Below are 24,164 nucleotides of genomic sequence, written 5' to 3' on the forward strand. Positions count from 1 at the left end.
ATTTCTCAAACCTTGCTCCAAACTGAATTTTTTCTTCTAGACTTAAATAGCCGGATTGTAAATTGCGTAGGCAAGGACCATATGACAAACTTTGTAGGACAACATCTCGAAGAAATGGCAGATATGCGCTCTGCGAGAAAATGTAAAATCGTATTCCTGTGCTCTGTGATAGCTTTAACAATCATGGCCTATTACGGGCTCCTACATCTTTCAAACCAAAGTTATTTATTCGGCATCACTAATGGTCTTTGCGTCGTAATTTTAGCTGGTAACCTTTTGTACCAGAGGTTAAACCCCTCAGTTAACGTTTCAGACATCGTATTGTCCGGTGTCTTGCTTTTTCAAGCCGCAATGCTCCTTTTTTACGGCGAACACATCGCCGACAGATTACTCTGGCTTTTCCCGATCTTGGCTGCTGTCATATTAGCGTGCGAATTTAAGACAGGCCTGATCATCAGTGTATCGTCCTACCTGTTGATATTTGTGGTCTGTGTGTTTACCGATTTGGTCGTGGTATCCGGCCAGTTTGCAATCGATCGGTTCTTGATTAGCTTACTGGCGCTTGGTGTTGTGTGTAATACCTCTGCTTATTTCTATGCAAAAGTGACGAGCTATATACAGTCCCTTTACAAAGAAGGCATTGAAGATCTCGCTTACCGTGATCAACTCACAGGGCTAGCCAATCGATGGAGCTTTGAGAGCTGGGCATTGGGCAAACTTGAGCAAGTAAGAGATAATGATACTTTAACCGCAATGGTCTTTTTAGACATAGACAACTTCAAAATGATCAATGATACCTATGGTCATGAAATAGGCGATCGTGTTCTCCAGCACTTTGCAAATCGTTTAAAAAACAATATCCGCACCAAGGACAGAAAAACTCAAAGAAATGATTACTCCATCGCTCGATTTGCCGGTGATGAGTTTGTGCTCCTTCTTTATGGTGTAAACAGCGTTGAGGACCTTAACCGAATTTTGGAACGTATATGCCATCTGTTTGAAGATAGCTATCAAAGTACGGAAAGGATTAATAAACTCACTGTAAGCGCTGGTGTGGCTTTGTTTCCTGACGATGCAGATTCAATGTTAGAGCTGACACGTTGTGCAGATAAAGCTATGTATTCAGCTAAACACAGTGGTAAGAACCAATACAGTTTCTACAATCCACATCAATGTGATTCTCTAAATAGTGAAGAAGAACTTGGGTTGGGTAAGGTGACACCTCTGAAGACAGCAAGACCTAACGACTCATAAACATTAACCATAAACTCACAGACATAGCCACCAGCATCCAAGCGGCATACCTAACTGAATTCCGTTTATCTTTTTTGGGCTCGACCACCGGCTTCATCGCTTTATCTTTGACAGTACGAGCAGCTGACGCCAACGTCCCTCTTTGTGCTCTTAACTCTCGTCTTTTTTGCGCTTCATTAGCAACCTTGCCAAATCGATGCAATTGATCCGTAGTCAATTCCTGATTGGGATCATAACGAGCGTGCGGGTCTTTGTGCTTTGGTACAACAGACATATATCACCTCCCCAAATACAACTTCGCCCCTTAATTGTAGTAGATATTTATATCAATTGTAAAAGCTGACATTTACTTCACTGACCATCTTGTACTTTTGATAGCAACAGCAAGATATGTGGTATTACAGCTTTAGTGGTAATTTGGGGAGAAATATTAATCTTTTTCGGCTTGTATTCTGAGACGTTCACCAGGGTGTAATTGTGTGAAAATCGTTATATTTTAAGCGAGAGCACTCTTTCTATCTAGATACACCGATGTTGCTAAAATAAATTTTTCACTAATGATTCTGGTTTAAAGGTATACTTATCATTTGATACCATCAAAAAAGAGCAGTTTAATGTGGCATTAAATAAGAAAAGCAAAGAGTCGGAATCAGATGACTCCAATTTGACAAAAAACGCTTTTCTCAAGTTTTCTGGGATAACCTTACTTATCGCTCTCGGTGTTGCCTTTTCTGCTATCTTATACTTTAGCTACAAAGACTATATTCACCCTAAACACGTCTATGGAAGATGGATTGAAATTGGTACCCCAGAGTATGACACTGAGATACTGACATTCAGTGAACGTGGTGTCTTTCGTAACGAAAGGCTTATCACTACAGACTTTGGTTATGATGGGACACTAATTACGGTGACAACGGGAAGTGGTCAGACTGTTTATCAGGTCGCAGGAACGCCGAAATCACCACAGCTTAAGCGTATAACTCCAAGCAGTCCGACTCAACGCTTTATAAAATCTGGCTATGAAGACACAGTGAAAAGTGGTGGGGGGGCCGCCAAAAGACGTCGCGCCGCCTTGTCTGAACACTTCAATAGTAAAAAGTAATCGTATATTTTCTTACTCCTTACCAACATACAGTATTGCTGTCTCTCACTAAACGTAAGCTTTCTTCGTTATTGTACATTTATAAAGGGTTTTGCGTAGAACATAACTAGTTTGATGGACAACATATCTTTATACTAATGTGTGAGTTTGTAACTATGAGAACCAATAGCTTATGGAGCCTTCATCTCCTCTAACACAATCCATGATTACATTTTTGCAAAGTTGGAACACTAACTTTTTGTTTATTACCCTAGCAAGCTTCCTTGCTTGGATAGCATGGAGAATTATATACAATCGACTAGAATACCTATCAAAAAAAACCAACTTTGATTGGGATGACTTGACATTAAATGCGCTAAAAACACCCATTAGTGCACTCATATGGTGTTGGCCAGCAACAGTGTCACTCGACTTTTTTATTCAAGAGCACTTTGGCATCAAGCTTGGTTGGCTCAGTACGTTAAAACTGCCAATTGTTATCGCTATACTGGCATGGATAACAATACGCTTTATTAATAATGTCGAGAGCTTTGTTCTTCAGAAAAAAACGCATGATGAAACCACAGTTCATGCGATCGCTAAAGTCTCACGACTTTTCTTCGTCATTATAGGTGCACTCACCATAATGCAAGCTTTTGGGCTTAGCCTATCTGGTTTGTTAACCTTTGGTGGTGTGGGTGGTTTGATTGTCGGTCTTGCCGCAAAAGACTTACTCTCGAATTTCTTTGGCGGTATGATGATTTACTTTGATCGTCCGTTTAAAGTGGGTGATTGGGTTCGCTCTCCCGATCGCCAAATAGAAGGTACAGTTGAGCGTATCGGTTGGCGAATGACGATTATTCGAACATTCGAAAAACGACCTCTGTATATTCCGAACTCTGTTTTCAGCAATATCGTGGTAGAAAACCCTTCGAGAATGCTTAACCGAAGGATTAAAGAAACCATCGGGGTACGCTATAGTGATGGCCACAAAGTAGAGGGTATCGTTAACGATATCAAGTCTATGCTCCAAAATCATCCAGATATCGATACCAAACAAACATTGATTGTGAATTTTAATGCCTTTGGCCCATCATCACTCCAAATGCTTGTATACACCTTTACCAAAACGGTGAATTGGGTGCGCTACCACCAAGTGAAAGAAGATGTCCTGCTGCAAATCATGCACATCATTCATCAACATGACGCCGATATTGCCTTCCCAACTCAAACACTCAAACTGGAAAATTCTGTGACCAACGAAAGTAGTCAAGAGCTTATATAATGTTTTATGCCCTGCAATCAAATAAAAAGCACTTGTAGGGCAATTGGTTACCGAGATTATAGTGCTTTATTGTGCAACCCATTCGACTTCCAATAAAATGTTATTTTGACAGCTTATCCTTCCCAAAAATGCATCGCCTTGATGCACTTCACCAACGCCTTGTGGGGTCCCGGTCATGATGATGTCGCCATCCTCTAATTTTGTATAAGTCCGCAGCTCTTCCAATATCGATTGTGGCGAATAAATCATGTCCGCAACCAAACCTTTTTGTACTCGCACACAGTTAATAAATAACTCAATTTGCAAAGACTCAATGTCAACGCCTTCAATTGGAAGAAAACGACTAAACACTGCCGATCCATCAAACGCCTTCGCACGCTCCCAAGGTAGCCCCTTACTTTTAAGCTTTGACTGCAATTCACGTTTGGTTAAATCCAGACCAAACCCTACCGCGCAATACTGCCCATCCTTAACCAAAAAACAAATCTCACCCTCATAATGGACCGTTTCTCCATGATAAGAACATAACTGGGAACCTATCGATGAAGGTGGTTTATTAAACACTACCATTTCGTCAGGGACTGGGTTATTTAGCTCTTTAATATGGTCGTGATAGTTTCGACCAATACATAAAATCTTGGTAGGCTGAATTGGGTTACTGCCAAGTTTAACCGAGTTCATGTGCGCTCCCTGTTATCATTCACTCAGCTAGATGGTAATAGAAATCTGTAAGTCGTCGATACACAGCATCATAAAGATTGAGATAATGCACAAAGTTTATCGGTCAATACAAAAACGCCTATTCAAAGTTGAATAGGCGTTGACACAAATGCGTGTTAAGGCAGTTGGATTATTGAATTACAGGAAGTAACGAGCACCGATTAACCACTTGTCGTCATCTTCAGTAGTAGCGTCATCATCACCTAGATCTATCTCATAACCAGCAAAAGTAATAAGATTTGGTGTTACTGTATATTCTAACTGAATCGCAGACGTACTAAATTGTGTCTTGTTATTCTTATCATCATCAACAGCTTCGTAGTTAACACTGACATTTAGGCCATTATCCATACCGTAAGCAAGCAAACCTTCAAGCTGGACACTTTCCTCCAGATCATCAAAGAAATACTCATTCATAGCGTAAACACCCGCTACAAATAGACCCGAGCCGTAAGAACCGTAATGAAGTGAAAAAATATGTGATATCGCATCTTGTTTGACACTACTTACTTCATATTCACCACCTGAATACGCATAGCCCAAACCAAAACCCATCATCTTCAGGCTTAACGCAGCCTGCACTCTGGAATCAGCACCTTCTTCACTTTCATCACCCTGCCAACCAAGGCCGAGGTTGACCATACCGTCATCAGAGAAAGCGTAGGAGTTTCTATAACTCACCATTCTCTCAGCACGTGCGCCACCCATAATATTCTGGTTTTCGTACAAAAAATCGTTTGCAAAAGCAATGGGATAGTCTGCTACACTACCAACATCATAGTAAGGTGACCACTGAGTACCCACTACCATGCGGCCCATTTCTTCATGGGTAACACCAATATAGCCTAAACGAGTGGTAAAGGAAGTATCACCACCATCTAGATATTTCAATGCCCACTCTCCTTTCATATCAACAATAACACCGTTGCCAACATCCTGGCTTCCAGCAATGTTTATACGAGGAGAGACTGCGTTGACGTCCACATCTTGACTTTGTTTTCTAGTTTGACTTACATCTTTACTTTTATCATACTCACCAACCCCCACATCGACATAACCGCCAATAGAAAGAGTTGTGCCTTCACTGTTATAAACTTCTGCTGCAAAAGCGTTTGAACCACATGCTGTTGCCGCAACCAAAGCGGCTAATAATTTAATTTTCATAATTTAACGTCCATATAGGGTTATAACCTTTGTTCACATAAGACTCAGAAAACCAAGCTTTTTCATGAACATTTATAAAGTAGTACGAAAAAATCAAAAGTGAAGTGCGCCTTGTTTCATATTTAAGGGCTAAATTAGCAATTACTGAACTAACAGAAATATGATTAAATTTTAACCAATTGAATGCTAAGGGTTTTTCTCATTATTGACACTTATGACATAAAACAAGACCAAGTTCACATTTTTGGAAATTAGATTGGAACTTTTTAAAGAAAGTAGAAAATATCTCTATCAATATAGGTAATCATGCCGCTTCAAGTCCCTTCTAATTTAAATATCATTAGTCAAAATAACAGCTTAAAAAGGTGCAGTATTTATTGTTTCAATAGTTAAAAAAATGACATTTTCATATGGTCCATAGTAAGAACATCATGGAGAACAAAAACTGTGAAGTGTTGGAATGTATGTTGGTAAAATCGATTTGGCTTGTAAAAAATGTCATCGAAAATTTTCGATGTACTAAAGAGACGGATGTTTGTCGTCATAACTCAGCCTAAATCGACTGTTTATGTTTATTGCAAGACTGAACCCAAAGCTAAAGACTTTGTTACTGTTAAGTTCCGATCCAAATTATTGAAAGCCTGATGCTTAATTAATGTAAAGAGTGTTATGTCGCGATTTATAAAGATGATTGTTAAGTACATCGATGTCGCAGGCAATGTTTCTAGCACTGCATATTGCAAATAGTTAACAAGATTTTAATCTTTAATTATGGTTAACCAGCTCGGAGAAGAACCAGATTATGTTTTACATGCCATTCGCTTAAAAAGAAAAACATCATATTCCTTCTATGATTATGGGCAGTCCCTACTGTATCTTACACGATCAAATACTAGAGTTCTTGATAAAAAGATTGTCCGCTTCAGACGACTTTATCAAGTTTGACTGCGTTGCTCTATCAACAATATATTTTTTCATGGCAGGCTGTGACCTGATATCAGAGGCAAGAGATTTAAGATCATTATAAATGTACATGTACTGATCCCTATTAGCTTCATCTAAATAACTTATTACTCTAAACATTAAAGCAACCGCCATGTGTGACAACCTAGACGAGGAGGACCATACAATGGATCTGAGATCATGAAAATAGCCTTGTACTTGAGCATCTTTAATACCTTCAAACTCTTCTTTAAACAGGTATCGCGCATCCCAAACTTGGTTTAGATAAAGGTCTTGTCCCCAACCAAAGTTACTATTGTGAGGAACAGGTTCACTCCTAGACCATTGTTTGTTTACTGTGAGAGCAGACTCATACCAAAACTCGAATAGCCCTTCTACATTTCTTATATCAAAATAAGCTTTATAATTATGTTTAGTATTTTTAATACTATTAAAATTTGAATGGTACTCAATTTTATTTTTATTAAAATACATGTCTAAATGCCTGTAGTAGATAGGCCCATTTACATTTAACTCTGATTGAAAGTGTTGTTTTAGCTCACTACTATTTTGAATATAAAGTAACAAGGCTTTTCCACTTTTAGTTTCTGACTTATATATACCTCGCTGAGTCTTCACTATATTAATAAGCTCAGAAAGGAACAATTCCGGAGGGTGAAAGAGCCTCTCTTTAACCAAAGAATGAAGGTGTTTGAAGTTGTCTTTTTTTAAGGTGGTTCTCTTTCTAGACATGAAGTAACTCGTCGACATGGCACTTTCACACGCTGCAATTGCCTCTAGAATTTCTACATTAACTAAAAAGTCATCTTCATTCCTTATCTTGGTAAGCATAATGGTTACATCCTTTTGAATAAAAACAAATATCATAAAATCTTACATTCATACGATGTCAATACATTCTAAACTGTAATGTTGCACATACGAAAAAGAACTAAAGCTAACATATCGTAAGCTTAAGAAGAGATAGATAACGAGTCAAACAAGATGAGTTAGTATTATAGAACGCAAATGCAACCAAGCTCATATAAATAAGGGGATAATTTTAAAGAGAAGTCTTACTTTATTTTTTGACGATATAAATAAATCAATAAGTAGACAAAGTTGAAGTCAACCAAAAATGACTTCATTTTGAGTTATAAAGAGAAAATTATTGTTAATAAAAAGGCAGATCACTCTGCCTTTATCTGTTTCTTTGTATTATATGAGCTTATCGTTGACGACGCGCTTCTACTGCATCGGCTAGTTGACGAAGAACTTTTTCGGTATCTTGCCAGCCAATGCACGCATCGGTAATTGATCGTCCGTAAGTTTCAGCCTTACCATCAACCAAGTCTTGACGGCCTTCAACCAAGTGTGACTCAATCATCACACCAAAGACAGCATCTTCTCCAGAAGCGATTTGACCAGCAACATCCTCTGCAACTACCATCTGGCGCTGATATTGTTTAGAGCTGTTGGCATGGCTAAAGTCAATCATCACTTTTTGCGGCAAGCCCGAAGCTTCTAGCTGAGATTTAATCTCACTCACATGCGCTGCACTATAGTTAGGCTCTTTACCGCCACGCAGAATAATATGGCAATCCGAGTTACCTGCCGTTTCTACAATGGCAGAATGGCCATACTTAGTCACTGATAAGAAGTGGTGTGACGCACTCGCACTTCGAATCGCGTCTGAAGCAATTTTAATATTACCATCGGTTCCATTCTTAAATCCGACTGGGCAAGAAAGACCCGATGCCAATTCACGGTGGACCTGAGATTCGGTTGTGCGCGCACCAATCGCACCCCAGCTGATAAGATCAGCCACATATTGAGGCGTTATCATATCAAGAAATTCACTTGCGGTTGGTAGGCCAAGATCCGTCAAATCAAGCAAAAGCTTACGACCAATGCGCAAACCATCATTGATTTTAAACGTGTCATTCATGTAAGGGTCATTAATAAGACCCTTCCAACCTACCGTTGTACGCGGCTTTTCAAAATACACTCGCATCACAACTTCGAGTCTATCACCCAACTCGTCTCGCAAAACTTTCAATCGCTTTCCGTATTCGATTGCCGCTTGTGGATCATGGATCGAGCATGGGCCGACAATCACAAGTAATCTATCATCTTCACCACGAAGAATTTTTGAGATATCTTGACGAGATTGAAAGGTTGTAGAAGACGCTGTCTCAGTAGCAGGAAACTTTTCCAATACCGCTACTGGTGGTAATAACTCTTTAACTTTACTAATTCGTACATCATCGGTCTGGAACATTGCTACGTCTTCCTATTTTTCTTAGCGTGAGTAGTGCACTTCATACATGGCACACTTAAATACTCAAATATCGTCTTGGGCTAGGGTGTAACTTATCTATCAAAAACGAACCTTGCAATCATTTTTTCAAATAAAATGCAATATAGTTTCTATCTTTGATTTGTACACCATGCGTAAACTCAAGATTACATCATAAAAATTATGAGTCAACACAAGCTTTTATCACTCACTTTGTTCAAAGTTAGATGCAATATCGTTATGATCTATGTATGGTAAAAATACAATAATATGCGCACTTGGTTTTTGCATGAATGCCGTCGAATTGATAGATGTTAATAAGCAATATGGAGAGTTAAAAGCCCTCACAGACATTCAATTGTCAGTAAAGAAAGGTGAGAAACTAGTGATCTGCGGCCCTTCAGGGTCTGGAAAATCAACGCTAATAAGAGCTGTCAACGGACTAGAAAGTATTTCGAAAGGCGTAATTAAAGTCTTAGGGCAGCCAATTTCAACTATGCCGTCCGATAAAGTTGATATGGTTTTCCAGCATTTTCATCTATTTCCGCACCTTAGTATTCTTGACAACCTGATACTCGCACCAACCCGAACATTGAATCTTTCAAGGCGAGAGGCACTCAAAAATGCCATGCACTTTCTCAACCAAGTTGGTATGGCCGATCAGGCTGATCAATTTCCAGTTCAACTATCAAGTGGCCAAAAACAACGTGTGGCTATTGCTCGATCGCTTTGTATGCAACCCGAGGTGCTACTGTTTGATGAACCAACCTCAGCGCTAGACCCGCAGACAAAACATGACGTCTTGAATATCATTACAGATATCGCCAAATCGGGCATGACCATGATATGCATCACCCACGACGTAAATTTTGCGCAAAAAATAGCAGACAAAGTGGTATTTATGGAGCAAGGAAAAATAATTGAAGTTGCACCACCAGAGCAGTTTTTCAATCAACCGCAACATCCAAGAGCTCAACACTTTTTAGATCAGTTCATGAGTCACCAATGATTTTAAAAATGTTTAAGCCTATTGCTTCTGCGGTAGTGCAGAACCTTGTCTTAGTCATCATTTTAGGGTGGGTTCTTGACTCTGGCGCAAAAGCGATGGACTACCAATGGCAGTGGAAAAGAGTACCCGATTTTATTGCTTTTTATGAACAGGGGCAGTGGTGGCCTGCCGAATTGATTGAAGGTTTGATGGTCACCATAAAAATTTCATTTCTCAGCTTGATATTTACCTTGTTGATAGGTGTTGCCACTGCTCTACTCAAACTTTCCGACTCTATCATCGGGCGACTATTGGCAACACTTTACATAGAAGTGATTCGTAACACCCCACTCTTAGTGCAAATCTACCTGCTATATTTTATCTTTGGTCCTATTCTAGGCATTGATAGAATAACGAGCGCTATTCTTGCTCTGTCTCTTTTTCAAGGTGCATACACGGCTGAGATCCTTAGAGGCGGTTTGAATGGTATACCGCGAGGTCAGTTTGAGGCAGCCTCTTCCCTTGCCCTTGATCCATGTGTGACCTACTACAAAATCATATTCCCGCAGTTGTTAAAACGTACGTTACCGCCTTTAACCAATGAAGTTGTGTCTTTGGTTAAAAACTCTTCTATTGTCAGCGTCATGGCTATTTTTGATTTGACGACAGAAGGGCGCAACATAGTGTCAGAAACGGCTATGCCATTTGAAATATGGTTCACTGTTGCAGCAATATATTTAGCACTCACTCTATCGCTCTCTGGTCTTTCAGTCTGGTTAGAATACAAACTGGGAACTAGCTGGTGCGCATCAAAGTAGGATAAAAAATGAACATATTTATATATCAAAAGCTCTCAGTTCATAAAATCTGGGCATCATTTATAACAATAATTTCTATAGTGACTCCAATGTATGCTCAAGCTAGTAACACCCCAAACTTAGATGAAATCAATCAAAGAGGTACTTTACGTGTCGGTATGTCCACATTTGTTCCTTGGGCAATGCGTGACAAACAGGGAGAACTAATCGGATTTGAAATTGATGTGGCGAAACGTTTAGCAGCAGACTCAGGTTGGAAAATTAAGTTTGTTCCTACCGCTTGGGATGGCATTATTCCAGCTCTTTTGGCTAAGAAATTTGATGTCATTATTGGCGGAATGAGCATAACGGATGAGCGTTCTAAAAGTGTGCTTTTTACCCAACCATATTCACATTCTGGTGTTCAAGTTGCTGCCAACAAACAACTAGCTGAAGGCTTCTCGAAAATCAGTGACTTTAACTCAAGACGTATAAAAATTGCGGCACGACGAGGGGCATTTACCGTTCAAGTCGCCCGTGAAGCTTTCCCGAAAGCAAAAATTCTTCAGTTTGATGACGAAGCTCAAGCCTTTCAGGAAGTTCTAAATGGAAACGCACATGCGGTCATTGCCTCTAGCCCCAAACCCGAACATGAAGCCGTAAAACATGCCAATACCTTGTTCATCCCCTTCAACGAACGTCTATCAAAAGGCAATGAAGCTTTTGCGGTTCGTTTGGGCGAAACGGACAAGCAAGCTTTCTTTGATCATTGGATCAATGATCGAATTGAAGATGGATGGCTAGAACAGCGCTACGAGTACTGGTTTTCTACATTAGATTGGCAAAAATGAATAAACAATTGACGCCTATCGATTTATCCCAAAACCTTAGCAGATAGTAGTTAAAATGAGACAATGATGTGAATATAGCCAAAACCTTAAGCCCACAAGAGCCTGAAAAGAAGCACAGCCTAAAATTGAATAGGCTAGACTTAGCGATATTGTTTGCCGTTGTCATCGCTGGAATTTGGTTATATCACAGATCTGAGGTTGGCATTGAGTATATTTGGCGCTGGAAGGAAGCAGTGATACTCATTTTTACTCCACGTGCTGACGGCAGCATTCCCTATTTCTTTCAGGGTGTAATCGCGACATTGAGGTTAAGTCTATGGGGGATGTTTTTAGCACTCCCCGTCGGTGTTCTGGTTGGCTTATCACGACATTCCTCTATTTATTTACTGCGCTCTGTAGCCAATATGTACATATTGCTTATCCGCAATATCCCACCGCTTGTCTTCGTATTTATATTTTACTTTTTTATCTCTAATCAGCTCATCCCTGGATTAGGCCTAGACAGTGTATTGCGAGATGGTGCTGAAACGACTCAAATTTGGCAAATTTGGTTGTTTGGACCCAAGCCTCTATGGGAAAACTTACTTTCGGGTGTTCTGTGTATCAGTATTTTATCCTCGGCTTATATTGCTGAAATCGTTCGTTCAGGTCTGGCAAACATACCAAGAGGCCAATGGGAGGCGGCAGATGCTCTCGGACTGTCAATGTGGGCCAAATATCGCTTTGTTATCGCACCACAAGTATTCATAACCATTACGCCTGCATTAGCTGGTCAAGCCATATCTTTGGTAAAAGATACGTCTATTGTGTCTCTTATTTCTATTCAAGAAATGACGTTTGTCGGCACCGAAGTAGCAAACTCATCTGGCCTAATCTTTGAAATATGGCTTATCGTTGGTGCTGTGTACTTGATATTTTGCACAACACTTTCCGCTTTATTTAAAAAACTAGAAAAGAAGAGTTTAAACTTCCAAAAATATCACTAAGAATTTTAAACAGCTAAGCTCATACAAAATAATGATCAACCAGTAACGCTGAGAATAACAGCATCAGATGCCATATTGAAAACTTAAACGTAGTGATTGCCTGATTCTTGGATGGTTCAAATTTTAGCTTCCACGCATGATACAGAAATAAAACAGACAGAATAGTTGCGCTCACTAGATAAAACACGCCAGCCATACCAACTAACACGGGTAACAAACAGACAACAAACAGCAAGATCGTATACAGTAAAATCGAGGTTTTTGTATATTCTTCCCCATGAGTAACAGGCAACATAGGGATCTCAGCTTTGGCATAATCTTCTTTACGATGGATTGCCAATGCCCAAAAATGAGGTGGTGTCCAAATAAAAATAATCATGACAAGCAGCCATGCATTAGCATGCATTTCACCTGTCACTGATGTCCATCCAAGCAAAGGTGGCATAGCACCTGCCATACCTGCTATTACAATATTTTGTGGCGTTTCTCGTTTTAAGTACATGGTATAAATCGCCGCATACCCAAGCAAGCTTGCAAAAGTCAGCCATGCAGTTAAAGAGTTCACACCCACATATAAAATCAAAAAACCAGTCAAACCCAAACCACTGGAAAATAAGAGCACATTGAGCGTATCAAGCTCTCCTGAGGGCAGTGGGCGTTTATATGTTCTTGCCATTACGGCGTCAATTCGTCTATCAATTAAATGATTAAAGGCTGCAGCTGAACCCGCCATGAAAGCAATCCCAATCATGCCCAATATTGCTTCCTGTATAGGCAATGCGCCGGGAACCGCTAAGCACATACCCACTAAGGCAGTCAGTAGCATTAACGCAACCACTTTAGGTTTGGTCAAGGTCAAATAAACTTGCCATAAAGAGCGTTGTTGTCCAGATAAGCGGCTGATAGTGTTATTCATAGCTCTCTCTCCTTGCCGATAAGGTTGGAAATCGTCAGATCATCAACTACTTCTTTGCGCCATAGCTGAACATTGGCGTGTAAAATAGAGACAAGTAATAAGGCCGCAACTAAATTATGCGCAACTGCAATAACCATAGGAAGGCTATACACAACATTGGTGATGCCAAGTCCTATCTGAAACGCCAATAAGCAACACAATCTCAAAGCCGTCCATTTTAAACTGGAAATTTTTGTCAGTAATAAAGAGACAATCAAACATAAAGACACAAGGGTGAGCAGCATAGCTCCAAATCTATGCGTGACATGGATCGTCATGCGAGCACCATAATCAAGCGTACCAAATTCATAGCTTGGCTGTTCTGGCTGAATAAGAGTAAATGCACCATCGAAATCAAGATACTCTTGCCAGTTACCCTCACAAATTGGTAAATCTTTGCACATCAAAGCCGCATAGTTAGAAGACGTCCATCCACCAAGCGCAATCTGAATAATGGCCAAGCATAATGTTATTGAAGCAAGCCACTTAATACCCTTAAGATAAGGCGGTAACATTTCTTTTTTCGGACTAACTTTATCCGACAACTGCCAATATAGAAGTGAAAGTAAACAAAATAGCGTAAATCCGCCAAGAAGGTGCCCCATAACGACAATCGGCATCAATTTCATCGTAACTGTCCACATACCCAGCAAAGCCTGAAAAATTACAACAATAGATAGGATAATAGGCAATACGTTCGATACGTCATCATGCTTAAAAGCTTTTGCAGAAATAGCAAAAATCAGCAAACCTAAAGTTCCAGCAAAATATCGATGGATCATCTCAAGCCAAGCTTTGTTAGCTTCAATAGTTAAATCAGGATAGAGAGACTTAGCTAGTGCAATTTCATGTTGTTCATCAGGTACTGTCAAATGGCCATAGCACCCAGGCCAATCTGGGCACCCAAGCCCTGCATCCGCCAATCGAGTATAAGCTCCCAATAAAATAACAATAAACGTCATGACTAAGGTGACACGAACTAAATTGGTCAATCCCATAACCAAACTCCTTCCATGAAGACTCACTCAACCAGTGAGAGTTGCACTACCAAAAAGACAAGAGACATCGGAAACTGGTTTACCCAACTCTGGATAACTTCAGCAACTTACGTAAATCGGTTAAAATATCTTTGCTTTGATTCACCAAATCCCCTTCACGTTCGACCATCGGATAACGCATTACCAATTGCCCCAGAGGATCCACAATAACTAACTCAAAATCAGAGATCAGATTATGAAATGCTTCATTTATCTCAATACGCTGAAATGAGCTCTTATCTATAGCCACACGATCGCTTACCTCAGACAATAAAAGCACTGGAGTGACACGATTTTGATATTTACCTAAGGCGATATGACTTTGACCAAGCAAATGAACTTGCTGGTAACAAAACTCATTGCACTTGGCTGGCACTACATATCCCAGTTGCCATTGCTGGCCTGAATAAGGATTATTAATTCCTAAGTTTTCATAGCTTTGTATGGGTTCAATAAGTTGCCCTTTATTGGTCACGCCAGACTCATACCATTGGTTTACCAAAAAAAACTTAGCAACTACCGCTGGCAAAGCAAAGAAAGTTAACAAAGCCACGAGCATCACCCTACCCCGAACAACCTTACTCACCATTTTGCTTCTCCCTTCTCCTGAATGATCTAACTAGGACCCAAAATATTAAAATTAGTAATGCTGTTGCCATACTAAACCACTGCACAGCATAGCCCAGATGTTTACTTGAACTGAGGGACAGAGGCTGCCAAGGTTGAGGATAAGGCCAACCATCTACTAAAGGTTGGAGTAAATAAGGTTCAATATCTTTTCCCCAAAGTTCACCAAGCTCTCCAATGTTTAAATTTTGAATTCTATTTTGCCTGCCAGTTTCTAAGTAGAGTCTGTCACTTAGTGGATTCACTGAGCGTTGATATAACCGCGCTACAAGCGATATGGGCGCCATTATCCAAGTGACTTCGGGTAGCTTTGCGCGTTCTTCTTTGGCAGGCACAAATCCTCTTTCAACTAATATTGCCCTTCCAGTTGCTGATTCCATCAATTGATAGGCGAGATAGCCCACTTCTCCCTTAAAAACTTGATTATCAAGTAGCAAATATTTGTCTGCAATAGGTGCTAACTCTGTAATAACTTTAACCCCGGTCCAGTATTCAACACCTACCGAATGTAATTCGTCTAACGAGACAACTGAAGATTGATCGCGCCTTAATAACTCATACTCAATTTCAGCTTTCTCTTTGTACCGTCCAAATTGCCAAAAACCTAGGTTGACCAAAATGGAAAATACAACCAAAGTTAAGATCATCCCCACCCAAACTGAACCACTTTTCAACGACATAAATAGGGAAGACGTCATGGTATTGATCTTTAAATCGCTATTGGTATTGCTACTGTTTTTTGTCATTATAAATCTCGCAAAAGCGATGTTCGAAATGGTAAAAGGTCCTCAAGCAGATGAAGAGGGCAACACTGATAACAACAAACCCATGAGTCATTACCTTGGACGACGAGTTCTTCTTTCCGCTCTGGCCGTAACCCTTCTCATAGCCGCTCTTTTAACCGGAGTTATTGAGCCTAATTCACGCCCCTATTAGTCAACTTAAAGCACATAAACAAACACAAACAAGCTTAGCCAAACAACATCGACAAAATGCCAATACCAACTTCCTGCTTGAAATGCGAAATGATCTTTAGGTGTGAAGTGGTCTTTGGCTATACGAGCCAACAGTATGGTCAGAATAATGGTTCCCAACAATACATGCATACCGTGAAAGCCAGTAAGCAAGAAGAAGGTATTACCATACACTCCTGACTGTAGCGTCAGGTCTAAATCTTGATAAGCATGAACATACTCAACACCTTGATAATAGAGGAAGAATCCGGCAAGTACGATTGTCAGCTCAAGCCAAACAATCAAAGCCATACGCTTATTTTGCTCTAAACTGATATGAGCCATATGCAGGGTAACAGAGGACACCAATAATATGATGGTGTTTGCCAAGGGAATACCTTGCCAACCCATAGCTTGTGTCGTTGTTCCATCTGGTGTTGTGGTCAATGGCCAAAGTGCTTCAAATGCCGGCCATAGCACCTCATGAGTCATAGCATTGTTACTTGCACCGCCAAGCCAAGGTACAGAAATCATCCTAGCGTAAAACAGTGCTCCGAAAAAGGCGCCAAAAAACATGATTTCAGAGAAAATAAACCAACTCATGCCTTGCCTAAATGACCGTGACATTTGATCTGAATATTTCCCTTCCATGGACTCTGTAATGACACTACTAAACCAGCCAGCAAACATGTAGAGAAGAAATAGGAAGCCAGAAAGCAGTATAAACTTACCAAATATACTACCTCCACCACCTTCCGCCATATTCTGTACAGTTAACCCTGCACCAACGGCAATCAAAAATAGTGAAACGGCGCCAACAATTGGCCAACTACTTTGTGCCGGAACATAATAAGCTTGCTTTTTTGAACTCACGGCTTCGCTCCTTGCTGTATGAGATCGCCACTAGGTTCAACTCGCGCCACTTCTACAGACTGAGGAACCTTATTTGTAATATCATAAAGGGTGTAAGACAGTGTTAGCGTGTGTATCGTATCTGGAATATCAGGCTCAATGTAGAAAATCAGGGGCATTTCTGCCGTAGCGAGACTTTCCAGAGGTTGATGGTTAAAGCAAAAACACTCAATTTTATTAAAGTAAGACGCCCCAAGCCCAGGAGAGACGGAAGGAACCGCTTGCCCAATTATCGCCGTCGATGAGTTGTTTTTAGCGACAAATGCTGTCTGAATCACCTGACCCGGGTGTACATCTAAATATTGCTCCTCGGGTTTAAACTCCCAAGGGATACCCTGATTAAGATGTGCCATAAATTCGACTCTGATGACTCGACTGGTATCTGGCACCATGCCTTGAGGTTGTATCGACGCTTCGCTGTTTGTCTTGCCGTTAATCCCCAAGGTATCACACATCACATCGTAAAGAGGCACGAGTGCAAATCCAAAACCAAACATAGCCAATACAGCAGCAAATAGCTTTAGCGTGAGTTTGTTATTTGATTGCGCTTGTTCATCCATCGGGCCCCCTAATCAACCTTTGGTGGAGTTGAAAAGGTATGATGAGGAGCAGGACTTGGGACTGTCCATTCCAAGCCTTCCGCTCTATCCCAAACTTTTGCCTCTGCTTTTTCTCCTCCTCGAATACATTTAATCACTACCCAGAGGAAAATTAGCTGAGACAAACCAAAAGCAAAACCACCAATCGACACTATCTGATTGATGTCGGCAAACTGAATTGCATAATCTGGTATGCGTCGCGGCATTCCGGCCAATCCAACAAAATGCATCGGGAAAAACAAGACATTAACCGAGATAACAGAGCACCAGAAATGCCACAAGCTCAGTCTGTTATCGTACATATGGCCTGTCCATTTAGGTAGCCAATAGTAAGCGGCCGCCATAATGGAGAACACAGCGCCAGAAACCAAAACGTAATGAAAATGTGCAACGACAAAATAAGTGTCATGATACTGAAAATCGGCGGGGACAATCGCTAGCATCAAGCCGGAAAAGCCACCAATTGTAAATAGTATAATAAACGCAATGGTAAACAACATTGGGGTTTCGAACGTCATTGCGCCACGCCACATAGTCGCAACCCAGTTAAAGACTTTAACCCCAGTCGGCACCGCAATTAACATGGTGCAATACATGAAGAAAAGCTCTGCGAATACCGGCATTCCCGTTGTAAACATATGATGTGCCCACACTAAGAAAGACAACAAAGCAATGCTACAGGTAGCGTAAACCATCGAGTGATAACCAAAGAGTTTTTTTCCACTAAACGCGGGAATAATAGCTGAGACTATCCCAAAAGACGGCAATATCATGATATACACTTCTGGATGACCAAAGAACCAGAATATGTGCTGGAACATCACTGGGTCTCCTCCCCCAGCCGCATCAAAAAACGATGTCCCAAAATATTTATCCGTTAGCACCATGGTCACTGCACCTGCCAATACAGGCATCACAGCGATAAGTAAGAAAGCGGTAATCAACCAAGTCCAAACAAACATGGGCATTTTAAACCAAGTCATGCCTGGAGCTCTCATGTTTACAATAGTCACTATGACATTGATTGCACCCATGATAGAACTGATCCCCATAATATGAACCGCAAACACAAACAGAGCAGTGCTGTCTGGACCATAAGTTGTAGAGAGCGGCGCGTAAAAAGTCCAACCAAAATCTGGTCCACCACCCTCAGTAAACAGTGAAGCCAGCAAAATCAAGAAGGCAAAAGGTAAAATCCAAAAACTAAGGTTGTTCATTCTTGGTAAGGCCATATCAGGCGCACCAATCATAAGGGGAATCATCCAGTTTGCTAGGCCGGTGAAAGCAGGCATCACAGCACCAAAAACCATGATTAGACCATGCACTGTGGTCATTTGATTAAAAAACTGTGGCTCCACTAGCTGTAATCCGGGCTGGAATAGCTCTGCACGAATTATCATCGCCATAGCACCACCAGTAAGAAACATAATAAAGCTAAACCAAAGGTAAAGTGTCCCGATATCCTTATGGTTAGTCGAGTATATCCACCGAGCTATCCCTTGAGGCGCATCATGATGATCATGATCGTCAAGAGCGATGGTACTGTTGGCGCCAACTAGTTCCGCATCTGTCGCTGGTGCTGATTTTACGCTTTCGGTAGGTTTGGACGTTTTCATTGTCCCTCCTTGGCAGCTTTAAATGCATTCACATCGGATGCCTGTACAAGATCACCCATGCTGTTTCCTAATCCATTTCTCTGATACGTCACAACCGCAGCAATTTCTTTCTCGGACAATTGGTTGGCGAACGACTGCATGGCTGTACCTGAGCGGCCGTTAACGATAATATCGATGTGATCTGAGACTTTCCCTGTTGCAATCTTACTGCCCGTAATTGCCGGAAATGCACCGGGAATACCAGCCCCACTCGCTTGGTGACAAACCGCACATCGGTCAATGTATATCTTACCGCCAATCGACATTAAATCTTCTTTAGATAATGATGCGGTTAGAGAAGCCGCTGCTTCTTGCTTCGCTTTTTCTATTTCAGCTTTTTTTGCTAATAGCCAAGCATCATAGTCTTCTTCTTCCATCGCTTGAACAACTATCGGCATAAAGCCATGAGCTCGACCACACAGCTCCGCACATTGACCTCTGTAGATACCCGGTTTGTCTATACGGGTCCACGCTTCGTTAATAAAGCCAGGAATGGTATCCTTTTTCACAGCAAAGTCTGGAACCCACCAAGAATGAATCACATCATCAGATGTCATCAAGAATCGTACTTTTCTATTAATGGGTAAAACAAGAGGGTTGTCGACTTCTAGCAGATAGTGAGCACCTTTGTCTTCAATACCTTCTATCTCTTTTTGGCTGGTCGCCAGCAAACTGAAGAAGTCTACATCTTCACCAAAATAGCTATAGTGCCACTTCCACTGCGAACCAGTGATTTTAACCGTTAAATCGGATTGAGAAGTGTCCTCCATCGCAACGAGAGTGCGAGTGGCCGGAATCGCCATTAGGACCAAAATAATGATGGGAATGACAGTCCAAATGACCTCAACTTTTGTGCTTTCATGAAAGTTTGCAGCTACAGCGCCTTTAGACTTTCTATGGTGATACATGGAGTAAAACATCGCCCCAAAAACCACAACCGCGATAGCACAACAGATGTAAAATATTAGCATGTGCAAGTCATAGACCTGACTGCTGATTTCGGTTACACCTTGAGTCATATTCAATGAGGACTGTTCAGCACTCACTTGTGTAGCAAAACCAAGTAACAACACATTGATCAGTTGCCACAGTATTACCTGTAATCTTTTCAAAAGATCTCTCCTCTTTCTTGAGGCATCATCTATGACGATTTCACCAATACGCCTAAAACTTGCTGACGCAAAAAAGTCCTATTGGGCAAATGAGTTCAGGAAATACGTTAAAAACAACAAATTTTATTAGTTTTGTTATATTTATGTTATCAAAAGCTAGTTGGCGTTTCGGGAATATGCAAGAAAGTGCTACTGGAAATGTCGACGAGTTTTGCTGATTAAGGTCAACCTCGATCACAATATTTAATTTAACGATTGCTCTCTCGCAAATAATGACCAATTTCACTTAATATCACATGATTGATTTTCCAATTTCATTCACTCAAGACACCAAGTGTCAGGGTAAGATAAGTTATGAAGCAACAAGTTACTCATTGGTTAGAAAGAGACCCAGATCCACGTACGCGCGAAGAGCTGACAAAGTTAGCCGATGATAAAGACGAACAAGAAATCGCAGACCGATTTAGTCAGCGATTAGAGTTTGGAACCGCAGGGCTGAGAGGTAAAGTCGGTGCTGGGCCAAACAGAATGAATCAGCTCGTAATTCAAGAAACGGCCGCAGGCCTAGGCCACTATTTGATTAACAATGTTAAAGATGCCAAGCAACGAGGCGTCGTGATCGGCTATGATGGCCGTATTGATTCTAAACAATTCGCTTACAGCACGGCTTCCGTTCTCACAGCACTGGGCATAAAGGTATATCTGACTCACAATGTTGCGGCAACGCCTATCGTTGCTTTTGGTGTTAAACAATTAAATGCAGCGGCTGCGGTAGTCGTGACAGCAAGCCATAATCCACCGGAGTATAATGGCTTTAAAGTCTACTGGGAAAATGGTGCTCAGATTATTCCTCCCCATGATTCAGGGATTGCTTCAGAAATCGATCAAGCAGCAGTTCAACCAATACCGCTCATGTCTCTAGAACAGGCTGAAAAAGAAACGCGACTCGTTTGGTTAACCGAAGAATACTATGAGTCTTATCGACAAAGCGTTAATAGTAATCCTGTACTTGGATACCGGCCAGATACAGCTCAGATTTCTATTGCTTATACCGCGATGCATGGCGTTGGTGCCCCTATGGCAAAAACCTTACTCACTGACGCGGGATTCACATCTGTTTATAGCGTTGCAGAACAAGAAACACCCGATGGTACATTTCCTACCGTAAACTTCCCAAACCCCGAAGAAGCAGGGGCGATGGATATGGTGATCGCTTTGGCTAAACAACATAATGCAGATATTGCATGTGCGAATGACCCAGATGCCGACCGATTCGCAGTTGCGGTAGCCAAACCAGATGGAAGTTATCAAATGTTAACCGGCGATCAAGTCGGGGCGCTTTTTGGTCATTATCTGCTGAATCAGACTCAAGCTTCAAAACAATTAGTCGGTAATACGGTTGTCTCTTCTAGCTTACTGGAAAAAATAGCTCGTTCTCATAATGCAGAGTACTACCAAACTCTGACTGGCTTTAAATGGCTAACTAACGTTGCAATGACAAAAGAGTCAGCTGAAAAACAATTCCTTTTCGCATATGAAGAGGCGCTTGGCTATACCATAGGTAATAAGGTTTGGGATAAGGATGGTTTATCAGCGTTAGTAGCATTTGCACAATTAGTTGCAGAATTAAAACAACAAGGTAAAACCGTTTGGGATCAGCTAGAGAATATCTATCGTGAACACGGCATGTACATTAATGCTCAGCATAGTACGGCGCTAGATCCTAATGCTCCGCCAATTGGAGATAGACTCCGAGCTGAGCAACCAAGCCATATTGCAGGCAGGAAGGTAACTGAAATAGACGATCTACAGCTTTCTATTCGTTATCATGCCGACGGTACAAGCAATCCGCTAGATCTTCCTCCTAGTGATGTACTTATCTACCGGTTAGACGGAGGAGCCAGAGTGATTGTTCGTCCTTCTGGCACTGAGCCTAAGCTGAAATGCTACTACGAAGTCGTAGAAGAATTCAGCACAGAAGATAGTTTTGCTTCAGCAGAAGCTCGTGCAGAGCTCTCTCTCGATATGCTCATTAGCGAGCATCAAACAAGCCTGGATCACTAGACCCTATGGCTTGATGTCAGCTTGCATTACACTTTTTGCAAGCTGACATACTATCGAGTCGATTTTGCGATGACAAAGTCAACCCAATATTTAGATGCTGTCTATACTTGATGTTAACAACGGCTATCATCTTATTTGCAAATGAAATTACTCATCTACCCTTGGCTTATTCTAGTGCTTTTTAGCACAAACGCTCTCGCGAAACCCAGTGAGTTGTCAGACACTCATCTAAGTATATGTGGGGACTCTATTGATTGGGAGCCATACACCTATGTCCAAGATGAAGAGGTGAAGGGATTTGATCTTGACGTACTTAATGAGATACTACCAAAACGTCGTATTACATTTGATTTTACCATGTCTTCTTGGTCTCGATGTTTAAAAGGGGGACGAGCGGGTGATTTTCAAGTCGCAGTTAGCGCTACATACTCCGAGGAACGGGCTAAGCATTTCCTTTACACTACTTGGTACTATGCTACGACGCCTTCTTATCTATATAGAAAATCAAAGTTTAAAAACGGGCTAACGATAACCCAAGGCTCAGATTTAAACGCTTACAAGGTGTGCGGTATCCATGGATACAACTACAGCGACTTTGGCCTGAACAAAGTCCATCAAAATGCCCATAGCATGCACGAACTCGTCAAAGAGCTTAACGAAGGAAAATGTGATGTCATACTTGCATGGAAGGAGATTGTAGCGGGGATAAAAAGTATTTGGGGTATCGACTATATAGGTGAAAATCTAGCGATAGAAGTCATTCCTAAAATGCCAAAGCATAAGTTCCATATGATGATATCAAAGAAGTATAAATACAAGGAACAACTCAGAGAGTTACTCGATCAGGGACTTAAAAAATACCAGACCGAGTCATTTTAGATCATAGTAGTCGACGCCGCAGGCCGGCCTTTTCTAGAATACGGGTTGATATTTCCTCAACGGAAAGTGACGATGTGTTAATGTAGGGAATGGCCTCGCGTCGAAACAGAGACTCAACACTCTTTAATTCACTAATACATTGCTCTGTACTGGCATAATCGCTTCCTGCCAGCCTACTTTCCCTAATTTCATTTAGTCTTTGTGGATCAATGGTTAAGCCAAACAGTTTATGCCTGTGTATTTCAAACTCAGGTAATAGCCTCAAACGACGAATATCTTCATCAATAAAAGGATAGTTGACCACTCGTAAACCGAATTGCATGGCCATGTACAAACTCGTTGGAGTCTTGCCACTACGTGAAACACCAAGCAAGATAATATCAGCCTCACCTAAACCTTTCAGTGTGATACCATCATCATGTGCTAAGGTGTATTCTATCGCCGCGATACGATCAAAATACGAAGCCGAATCTTTACCAACACTCCGTGAGCGCTGCAATTTAGGCTGAGGCTCCATCTCTATATCGCCTTTGACCTGCTCAACAATATCAGCAAGCACATCGTAGCTATGAGCAGGAGCTTGCAAAAGCCTGTGTTTGATACGTGGAATAACAATCGAGAAAAACACCAAGGGCTTTCGACCAGTTCTTTGGTAAGACTGTTCAATTTCCCTAAGCAGGTCGTCAAGTTTGTCTTCACTCTCCACAAAAGGAAATGTCTTTTCATGTGCGTTGAGTGGAAACTGACCAATCACCACATGCCCCAATGTCTCGCACGTAATAGCAGTTCCATCAGAAACATAGAATACATCACGACTTTGAATATCAATTTGCATTTTTTATTTAAGCTTTAAAATTATTTTGAGTAGGATGGGTAACACAATAATATCGATAATAAAGCATAGCGAACAGTTACGGACTGCACAGCTTTGAAAATTGCTGAGCTTTTTTATTTACAAGCGTAATCGTTTGCTCTATTCCTACAAAACTGCAATGTTTCTG

At 41.1% G+C, this 24,164-nt stretch carries 23 protein-coding genes and 1 pseudogene; 10 read left to right on the plus strand and 14 right to left on the minus strand.

What is annotated here, in order from left to right:
- Positions 1 to 81 precede the first annotated feature (81 nt).
- Positions 82 to 1,254, plus strand: a complete 1,173-nt coding sequence (locus DPF90_RS09695) for a GGDEF domain-containing protein (RefSeq protein ID WP_114786137.1) — start codon at positions 82 to 84, stop codon at positions 1,252 to 1,254.
- Here the strand turns inward: DPF90_RS09695 and DPF90_RS09700 are convergent.
- The gene (locus tag DPF90_RS09700; protein WP_114786138.1) at positions 1,241 to 1,528 is read right to left on the minus strand and encodes a hypothetical protein; all 288 of its coding nucleotides are present in this window, start codon (positions 1,526 to 1,528) and stop codon (positions 1,241 to 1,243) included. The genes DPF90_RS09695 and DPF90_RS09700 overlap by 14 nt on opposite strands.
- Positions 1,529 to 1,870: 342 nt before the next feature.
- Here DPF90_RS09700 and DPF90_RS09705 point away from each other — a divergent pair, with 342 nt between their 5' ends.
- Together DPF90_RS09705 and DPF90_RS09710 are read left to right on the plus strand one after the other, a co-directional pair.
- Positions 1,871 to 2,359, plus strand: a complete 489-nt coding sequence (locus DPF90_RS09705) for a DUF2850 domain-containing protein (RefSeq protein WP_420855740.1) — start codon at positions 1,871 to 1,873, stop codon at positions 2,357 to 2,359.
- 172 nt (positions 2,360 to 2,531) lie between these two features.
- Positions 2,532 to 3,623 carry a mechanosensitive ion channel family protein gene (locus DPF90_RS09710; protein ID WP_114786139.1) on the plus strand — a complete coding sequence of 364 codons (1,092 nt, stop codon included), beginning with the start codon at positions 2,532 to 2,534 and terminating at the stop codon, positions 3,621 to 3,623.
- Between the two features lie 66 nt (positions 3,624 to 3,689).
- Here the strand turns inward: DPF90_RS09710 and DPF90_RS09715 are convergent, their stop codons facing one another.
- From DPF90_RS09715 to aroG, 4 genes are all read right to left on the minus strand, one after another.
- Positions 3,690 to 4,304, minus strand: coding sequence for a fumarylacetoacetate hydrolase family protein (locus tag DPF90_RS09715; RefSeq protein WP_114786140.1), 615 nt, complete (start codon positions 4,302 to 4,304; stop codon positions 3,690 to 3,692).
- A gap of 177 nt (positions 4,305 to 4,481) precedes the next feature.
- The gene (locus DPF90_RS09720; protein WP_114786141.1) at positions 4,482 to 5,507 is read right to left on the minus strand and encodes a porin; all 1,026 of its coding nucleotides are present in this window, start codon (positions 5,505 to 5,507) and stop codon (positions 4,482 to 4,484) included.
- 885 nt (positions 5,508 to 6,392) lie between these two features.
- Positions 6,393 to 7,301, minus strand: coding sequence for a hypothetical protein (locus DPF90_RS09725; protein ID WP_162814012.1), 909 nt, complete (start codon positions 7,299 to 7,301; stop codon positions 6,393 to 6,395).
- A 376-nt stretch (positions 7,302 to 7,677) separates the two neighbouring features.
- Complete coding sequence (gene aroG / locus DPF90_RS09730; protein WP_114786143.1) at positions 7,678 to 8,730, minus strand: 3-deoxy-7-phosphoheptulonate synthase AroG; 1,053 nt, start codon at positions 8,728 to 8,730, stop codon at positions 7,678 to 7,680.
- A 307-nt stretch (positions 8,731 to 9,037) separates the two neighbouring features.
- Between aroG and DPF90_RS09735 the strand changes: the two genes are divergently transcribed.
- The 4 genes and pseudogenes from DPF90_RS09735 (at position 9,038) to DPF90_RS09750 (ending at position 12,370) form a co-directional block, all read left to right on the plus strand.
- On the plus strand, positions 9,038 to 9,757 hold the full coding sequence (locus tag DPF90_RS09735; protein WP_114786144.1) for an amino acid ABC transporter ATP-binding protein: 720 nt from the start codon (positions 9,038 to 9,040) through the stop codon (positions 9,755 to 9,757).
- On the plus strand, positions 9,754 to 10,554 hold the full coding sequence (locus tag DPF90_RS09740) for an amino acid ABC transporter permease (RefSeq protein ID WP_114786145.1): 801 nt from the start codon (positions 9,754 to 9,756) through the stop codon (positions 10,552 to 10,554). The genes DPF90_RS09735 and DPF90_RS09740 overlap by 4 nt, the downstream gene beginning before the upstream one ends.
- 95 nt (positions 10,555 to 10,649) lie before the next feature.
- Positions 10,650 to 11,384: pseudogene (locus DPF90_RS09745) on the plus strand (transporter substrate-binding domain-containing protein); the annotation flags it as partial.
- A 74-nt stretch (positions 11,385 to 11,458) separates the two neighbouring features.
- Positions 11,459 to 12,370, plus strand: coding sequence for an amino acid ABC transporter permease (locus DPF90_RS09750; RefSeq protein ID WP_420855742.1), 912 nt, complete (start codon positions 11,459 to 11,461; stop codon positions 12,368 to 12,370).
- 19 nt (positions 12,371 to 12,389) lie between these two features.
- On the opposite strand, the gene cyoE is transcribed toward DPF90_RS09750, so the two are convergent.
- From cyoE to DPF90_RS09770, 4 genes are all read right to left on the minus strand, one after another.
- Complete coding sequence (gene cyoE / locus DPF90_RS09755) at positions 12,390 to 13,286, minus strand: heme o synthase (protein WP_114786148.1); 897 nt, start codon at positions 13,284 to 13,286, stop codon at positions 12,390 to 12,392.
- Entirely contained in the window at positions 13,283 to 14,323 is a 1,041-nt protein-coding gene (locus DPF90_RS09760; RefSeq protein WP_114786149.1) for a COX15/CtaA family protein, read from the minus strand. The genes cyoE and DPF90_RS09760 overlap by 4 nt, the downstream gene beginning before the upstream one ends.
- A 79-nt stretch (positions 14,324 to 14,402) precedes the next feature.
- On the minus strand, positions 14,403 to 14,951 hold the full coding sequence (locus tag DPF90_RS09765) for a hypothetical protein (RefSeq protein ID WP_114786150.1): 549 nt from the start codon (positions 14,949 to 14,951) through the stop codon (positions 14,403 to 14,405).
- Positions 14,941 to 15,687: an SURF1 family protein gene (locus DPF90_RS09770; RefSeq protein ID WP_240314495.1), complete on the minus strand. Its 747-nt coding sequence runs from the start codon at positions 15,685 to 15,687 to the stop codon at positions 14,941 to 14,943. The genes DPF90_RS09765 and DPF90_RS09770 overlap by 11 nt, the downstream gene beginning before the upstream one ends.
- On the opposite strand from DPF90_RS09770, the gene DPF90_RS09775 reads away from it, so the two are divergent.
- Positions 15,686 to 15,925, plus strand: a complete 240-nt coding sequence (locus tag DPF90_RS09775; protein WP_114786151.1) for a DUF2909 domain-containing protein — start codon at positions 15,686 to 15,688, stop codon at positions 15,923 to 15,925. The genes DPF90_RS09770 and DPF90_RS09775 overlap by 2 nt on opposite strands.
- Positions 15,926 to 15,930: 5 nt before the next feature.
- On the opposite strand, the gene DPF90_RS09780 is transcribed toward DPF90_RS09775, so the two are convergent.
- The 4 genes from DPF90_RS09780 to coxB are packed head-to-tail and all read right to left on the minus strand — an operon-like array spanning position 15,931 to position 20,220.
- The gene (locus DPF90_RS09780; RefSeq protein ID WP_114786152.1) at positions 15,931 to 16,815 is read right to left on the minus strand and encodes a cytochrome c oxidase subunit 3; all 885 of its coding nucleotides are present in this window, start codon (positions 16,813 to 16,815) and stop codon (positions 15,931 to 15,933) included.
- The gene (locus DPF90_RS09785) at positions 16,812 to 17,414 is read right to left on the minus strand and encodes a cytochrome c oxidase assembly protein (protein WP_114786153.1); all 603 of its coding nucleotides are present in this window, start codon (positions 17,412 to 17,414) and stop codon (positions 16,812 to 16,814) included. Before DPF90_RS09785 ends, DPF90_RS09780 begins: the two co-directional genes overlap by 4 nt.
- Positions 17,415 to 17,422: 8 nt before the next feature.
- Positions 17,423 to 19,069, minus strand: a complete 1,647-nt coding sequence (ctaD, locus tag DPF90_RS09790; protein WP_114786154.1) for a cytochrome c oxidase subunit I — start codon at positions 19,067 to 19,069, stop codon at positions 17,423 to 17,425.
- Positions 19,066 to 20,220: a cytochrome c oxidase subunit II gene (coxB, locus tag DPF90_RS09795; RefSeq protein ID WP_114786155.1), complete on the minus strand. Its 1,155-nt coding sequence runs from the start codon at positions 20,218 to 20,220 to the stop codon at positions 19,066 to 19,068. The genes ctaD and coxB overlap by 4 nt, the downstream gene beginning before the upstream one ends.
- 354 nt (positions 20,221 to 20,574) lie before the next feature.
- Between coxB and DPF90_RS09800 the strand changes: the two genes are divergently transcribed.
- Together DPF90_RS09800 and DPF90_RS09805 are read left to right on the plus strand one after the other, a co-directional pair.
- The gene (locus DPF90_RS09800; protein ID WP_114786156.1) at positions 20,575 to 22,284 is read left to right on the plus strand and encodes a phospho-sugar mutase; all 1,710 of its coding nucleotides are present in this window, start codon (positions 20,575 to 20,577) and stop codon (positions 22,282 to 22,284) included.
- 174 nt (positions 22,285 to 22,458) lie between these two features.
- A complete protein-coding gene (locus DPF90_RS09805; RefSeq protein ID WP_240314496.1) occupies positions 22,459 to 23,163 on the plus strand; it encodes a substrate-binding periplasmic protein in 705 nt (234 codons plus the stop codon).
- A gap of 1 nt (position 23,164) precedes the next feature.
- Here the strand turns inward: DPF90_RS09805 and ppsR are convergent, their stop codons facing one another.
- On the minus strand, positions 23,165 to 23,998 hold the full coding sequence (gene ppsR / locus DPF90_RS09810; RefSeq protein ID WP_114786158.1) for a posphoenolpyruvate synthetase regulatory kinase/phosphorylase PpsR: 834 nt from the start codon (positions 23,996 to 23,998) through the stop codon (positions 23,165 to 23,167).
- Positions 23,999 to 24,164 lie beyond the last annotated feature (166 nt).

The organism is Vibrio tetraodonis, from assembly GCF_003350295.1.
In the GTDB taxonomy this organism is placed as follows: domain Bacteria; phylum Pseudomonadota; class Gammaproteobacteria; order Enterobacterales; family Vibrionaceae; genus Vibrio; species Vibrio tetraodonis.